The organism is Fulvivirga aurantia, from assembly GCF_009711475.1.
GTDB classification, from domain to species: Bacteria; Bacteroidota; Bacteroidia; order Cytophagales; family Cyclobacteriaceae; genus Fulvivirga; species Fulvivirga aurantia.
Genome location: NZ_SMMD01000652.1, coordinates 1 through 5,219, shown reverse-complemented (window position 1 = coordinate 5,219; position 5,219 = coordinate 1). Strand labels below are relative to the sequence as shown.

At 37.4% G+C, this 5,219-nt stretch carries 7 protein-coding genes and 1 tRNA gene; 6 read left to right on the top strand and 2 right to left on the bottom strand.

Features of this window, described 5'->3' with window-relative positions; translation table 11 throughout:
* The 6 genes from E1176_RS06575 to E1176_RS06550 all read left to right on the top strand — a co-directional run bounded on the left by E1176_RS06575 (nucleotide 1) and on the right by E1176_RS06550 (nucleotide 3,630).
* Nucleotides 1-60 (top strand) — tRNA-Arg (locus E1176_RS06575).
* A gap of 484 nt (nucleotides 61-544) precedes the next feature.
* The gene (locus E1176_RS06570) at nucleotides 545-1,297 is read left to right on the top strand and encodes a helix-turn-helix domain-containing protein (RefSeq protein WP_246205952.1); all 753 of its coding nucleotides are present in this window, start codon (nucleotides 545-547) and stop codon (nucleotides 1,295-1,297) included.
* A 182-nt stretch (nucleotides 1,298-1,479) separates the two neighbouring features.
* Nucleotides 1,480-1,935: a nuclear transport factor 2 family protein gene (locus E1176_RS06565; protein ID WP_155209807.1), complete on the top strand. Its 456-nt coding sequence runs from the start codon at nucleotides 1,480-1,482 to the stop codon at nucleotides 1,933-1,935.
* 5 nt (nucleotides 1,936-1,940) lie between these two features.
* Nucleotides 1,941-2,618: a hypothetical protein gene (locus E1176_RS06560; RefSeq protein ID WP_222933104.1), complete on the top strand. Its 678-nt coding sequence runs from the start codon at nucleotides 1,941-1,943 to the stop codon at nucleotides 2,616-2,618.
* Between the two features lie 63 nt (nucleotides 2,619-2,681).
* A complete protein-coding gene (locus tag E1176_RS06555; RefSeq protein WP_155209805.1) occupies nucleotides 2,682-3,017 on the top strand; it encodes a hypothetical protein in 336 nt (111 codons plus the stop codon).
* A gap of 10 nt (nucleotides 3,018-3,027) precedes the next feature.
* Nucleotides 3,028-3,630 carry an FISUMP domain-containing protein gene (locus E1176_RS06550; RefSeq protein WP_155209804.1) on the top strand — a complete coding sequence of 201 codons (603 nt, stop codon included), beginning with the start codon at nucleotides 3,028-3,030 and terminating at the stop codon, nucleotides 3,628-3,630.
* Nucleotides 3,631-3,682: 52 nt separating this feature from the next.
* Here E1176_RS06550 and E1176_RS06545 read toward each other — a convergent pair whose 3' ends face one another.
* Both E1176_RS06545 and E1176_RS06540 read right to left on the bottom strand, forming a co-directional pair.
* Complete coding sequence (locus E1176_RS06545; RefSeq protein ID WP_155209803.1) at nucleotides 3,683-3,928, bottom strand: acyl carrier protein; 246 nt, start codon at nucleotides 3,926-3,928, stop codon at nucleotides 3,683-3,685.
* Between the two features lie 50 nt (nucleotides 3,929-3,978).
* Nucleotides 3,979-5,219: sensor histidine kinase (locus tag E1176_RS06540; RefSeq protein WP_155209802.1), on the bottom strand; the 1,241-nt coding region annotated here is incomplete at its 5' end.

Here is a 5,219-nt window from a genome sequence, read left to right as displayed (position 1 = left end):
TAGCTCAACTGAATAGAGCACTTGATTACGGCTCAAGAGGTTGCAGGTTTGAATCCTGCGGAGGTCACAAGAAAGCCCTGCATCTGCAGGGCTTTTTTTTGTGCTCTTTTTTTAACAACCCCAGTTCAAATAAGATTTTAGATTTTCAATGAAAACTATCCTCATGGTGATTGCCTGTATACACGGGCAAATAGGGGGTTGTTTTATTTTAGAAAAAGAATAATCTTGAAAAATGGAGATTGTTAGATATCTGCTTTTGTGTTACGCCTTCCTGGCCGTTTTCGTATCTGGGGGATTGTTCTTTAAGAAATCTGGCAAAGCGTATTTAATGCTTTCAGCATTTACTTTGTTATTGGCCTATGAGCTTGTCTATTTTTTGTACTGGACTAGCCAAATCGTTTTTATTTATCCAAGCCTCTCTTTAAAAGGATATTTTGTGATGGGCTTTTTGTATGGCCCTATCCTTTGGCTTCATTTTAAAGTTGTCTTACATGATGACCAATTCAAGTGGAGCGATTTACTACACTTTATACCAGCAGTTCTCATGTTTTTTGCAATCGTAGATATTTGGTTTATGCCAGCCATGGATCGCATTCAATACGTAAGCGAGAATTTTAACAGCAGAATTATGCCTTACAACTACGCCAGGGCAATACATATACTCGTTTACGGATTGCTGATAATAGCCACTATTGGACGGAATTATCGAAATTTAAATGGTAAGAAGAGATTGTATTCATTAATTCTCTGTGCCATTTATTTTTTGGCAGCAGTTTTTGTTTCCTGGCTCACGGAATATGCTGTTGATTGGAGGCAGTTTGCTTACTATTATCTCTTTTCCTGTTCTAGCATATTGGTAATGGCGTTTTTGCTCTACACAGAACCTGACTTTTTAACGAAAATCACTAAAAAATACCTCAGCTCATCGCTATCAAAGCAAGATATGAGAAGGATTAAGGGAAAAATCGAAGGTGAAATACGTGATAATCAGTTATTTCTTAGACGCGATCTCACTATCGTAAAATTGAGTGATTTAATTAGCGAAAAGCCACATAGTATTTCACAAACACTTTCTGAGGAAGTGAATGAAAGCTTCAACGACTATCTTAATAAGCATAGAATTGATCACGCTAAGAAATTACTCCATAGTGATGATTTTGGGCACTACAAGGTGGAAGCTATTGCTATTGAATCAGGATTCAATAATAAGGTCACTTTTAACAAAGCATTTTCTAAGTTTACCGGAATGACTCCCTCTTCTTTTCGCACTCAAAAACGAGTCAATAAAAAATTATAATTGGCCTTTAGCCTTACTAACTCATTTTTTAAATGCAACGATATTATTGCATGACTCATTTTAATAATTATCGGGTAAATAATAATTAGAATTAACCTCAAAGTCTTTTTTACCTTATTTAAATGCAGTCTTCATCCGTATTTTGTTGAGATATTAATTTTGACTTAACTAATTCATAATCTATGAAGTACAGTATTTATCTCACCTTTGTTCTGGCACTATTCGGTTGCAGTCACTCAAGCATGGAGCTTGAAAAGTCCACACACATCACAGAAAACGATGTAAAGGAGCTTATGAAAAAGTGGGAATTGGCATATCAACAGCGGGACACAGTCTTATTTCGTGAAGTACTTGACGACAGTTATCAATATTCTGGAAATGTAGACGGTACATCAGTAGATAAGCACGGAATGATTAATGAACTTGCTACAGCCGGCTACACATTCTTATCAATCAATTTCACTGACTTTTCTATAGATTACTACGAAGACATTGCAATTATACGAGGGAGAGAGGCTATTAACCTGTTAATAGATCAAGACACAGCTACCTTTCATCTGCGTTTTACCGATGTGTATCAAAAAAGAAACGGAAAAACACAAGCTATAGCTACTCACAGTTCCCCAATTGAGAATTAAGAGCTATGAGAGTAACTATCTTATTTTGCTTGGTATTACTGGTTTTTTTAGGTGACTACTGCTTAGGTCAATCAAATAGGAGAAGCTTCGATACATTGATAGCCTATAAAATTGATGGTAGTATCACTTATGGCGAGATCAGAGACACAAGCGAATTCAAATATCAGTTGAAACACCCACACTATATAGTAAAGCAAAATGATGTTCACACGTATTTAGCTGTACGATCTAATTCCGGTACTATCATGAATGCATACATACTGCGTCATGATGGTTTAAAAGTTTTTCACGCATCGGCCGCTTTGGGTCAGGTAGCCTATGTTGGCTCTGGAGATACTCTGATGACAAGTGTAAAAGAATTTGACTGGGTCTTCAGGGATTCTACAGTATGGTCAGAACCACATCCCGAAGGCGTAGCCTCACTCGAAGCTTTCTTTAAAAGATTTGGTTGGGTGGCCAATGTGTGGTCAATGGGCTCATATCGGGAATATGAAAAGTTGCTTGATAATACCTTACTGTCAGACGAGGCAAGATTGTTGGTGAGCTTCGCCTCTATGGATGATGATATCTGGGAGGTAAAATTCTATGAAAATGGTAAACAGATTTCTCTAACCGGTGACGCAGAAATTGACAAGCAAGTGCATAATGGATACATTACACAAAAAATAAAAATTGAGAGATGATAGCTATTGAGGGTGGCTGTGGCTCAGCCTGTAGTATTAAGTTTTACAAATCTATAATTCATCATGCCTATAGTCCACTGTATTATATCAGACGTAGATAAACCTGTTGAAGAATATCTGGCCAATACTTTTGCTACTAAGATCGGAGTAGACCCTAATGAAGTAACGATTAGTTTGCTACCGGCTTATCGTCAATACGGTGGGCAGTACAAAATATTAGCTCATCTGTATTTACCCGACCTGTGGCAACCAAATCAGGTTGATGATATGCAACAAGCCCTGCTCGATGTACTTGTTTCCGGTTTTAAAGTTGATTCCAAAGAGATATTAATCCTTACACAGCTCTTGAAGTCCGGACGTGTTATCGACAGAGGAAAAGTAGTTAATTGGAAAAATTGATCAATTTATAATGAAGAATATTATCCGCACAATTACCTTATTTCTTCTCATGCTATCAGTCGTAGCTACAGGAACATTTGAGAGAACAGATGAAATAAAAATCGGAAATCAAGTTTGGATGGGCCATCATATTAGTTCGGAAAATATAGCGGGTATATGTTATGATCACAATGAGAAGAATTGTGATTTGTATGGGAAGTTAATGAGTAGGTCGCAAGCCTCTTATGCATGCCCTGATGGTTGGCGATTGCCAGGGCTCAATGATATTAAGGTTCTTCTTAGTAATCTAAATGGCATACCAAATAAGCTAGGGGGTAAATTGGTAGGTAATGATGTTTTGGTAAAATTAAACATCAAGCTAGGTGGCATTCACATGCGGAATGAGGATCATGATGTGTTTACTTCCAAAGATCAAATGGAAATCTGGCTAACAAGTTCTGATACCATTTGGAATAATCCAAACCCAAATTATGCCAAATACAATGGTAAGAAAGTAATCGGATTACATGTTTACAGAGTCAAAAATGATTCATTTAATATTGAACCGACTTACATGAACGCAAATGAAGTGCGATATGCCTATTGTAGGTGTATAAAAGATAAAGCGAATTAACATCCAACGTATAGGTAAGGTCAATTCCAATACAAAAGATCAGTGCTATTAGCTACTTTGCCTTACTATTCATCTTGTTGCCGATGTAATTTACCGCCTGGTTAATGGTCTGCAGTTGTTCGGCATCTTCATCGGGAATACGTATATCAAAAGTTTGCTCAAACTCCATAACGAGCTCGGCATAATCAAGAGAGTCAATTCCAAGGTCTTTTACGAAATTTGCATCAGCGGTTACTTCTGTTTCTGCGATGCCTAGTTTATCTACAAGTATCTGAGTGATCTTATTTTGAATGTCCATTGGGTATTTTCTTATAGCTAATTGGTAAAACTATAAAATAATGCGATTAACTAAAACCTTAAAAAGAACTCAGTGCCTTCGTCTACCTTCGATTTTACACCTAATACACCCTGATGTTGCCTCATGATTTGTCTGGAAAGGCTTAAACCAATACCGGAGCCGGTTTTTTTGGTAGTAAAAAATGGGATAAATATTTTTTCAAGGGCCTCTTCGTCTATACCACTGCCATTGTCTTTTATAGAAATTACAGGCCTACTCTTTTCATCAATATAAGCCTTTACCTCTACCAGTTTATTAGTTTGTTCATCAAAAGCCTGGATCGCATTTTTGATAAGGTTGATCAAAACCTGTTCGATCAGCTCTTTATCTGCATTTATTGTGAGGTTTTCCGGATCGATATGCACCTTTAGCTGAATACCATTTGACTCGATTTCATTTTTCAGCAGGGTCAGTAACTCATTGATAAGGCAGCTTACCTCAATTTCCTTGATTTTTGGTTTAGGGATGTGGGTAAGGTTTCTAAAATCCTGAACAAACCTAATAAGTCCCTGGCTTCGCTTTTTTATAGTTTGAATGGCAAGGTGAATGTCTTCGACTTCTTCATTACTCATGGCATTTACTTCCTGGTCATTGGCTAGCTGCAGTTGCAGTTCATCTTCTACTGTGTTTGCCAAAGATGAAATAGGCGTAACAGAATTCATGATTTCGTGCGTGAGCACTCGCACGAGGTTCTGCCATGCTTCCATTTCCTTCTCTTCCAATTCGTTTTGTATGTTCTGGATAGAGACCAACTTAAATTCTTCACCTCGTAATGTAAGCTCAATGGCATAGACAGCAAGCTGCACAATATCGCCACCAATTTCTAAACGAATAAGGTCTCTACCACCAGTGCGTAATCGCTTAAAAATATCAACCATGTTTGGGTCAACCTCAAGCAGATCGTCAATCATGATGGCCTGGTTTACTTTAAGCAGTTTTTTGGCAGCCGTATTCATGATCTGAATTTTGCCTTCTCTGTTAAAGGTGATTAGGCCAATTCCAACATGCTGCACAATGTTTTTCAGGTATTGAAAATCAGCTTCTTTCTCTTTTCGGGTATCTTTCAGCTTCTTTAAAGCCTCATTTAACTCCTTGTTTAGCTTATTTACATCTTCGTTTTTGGAGTTGGTCTTGTAGGTAAAAGAAATATCATCATGCTTTATAGAGTCTATAAAGTCCAGAATCTCATCGTTCCCTTTTTCCAGAAACCTCACGAGAGAGACTACTTGCAAGCCAAAAAATATGAAAACTA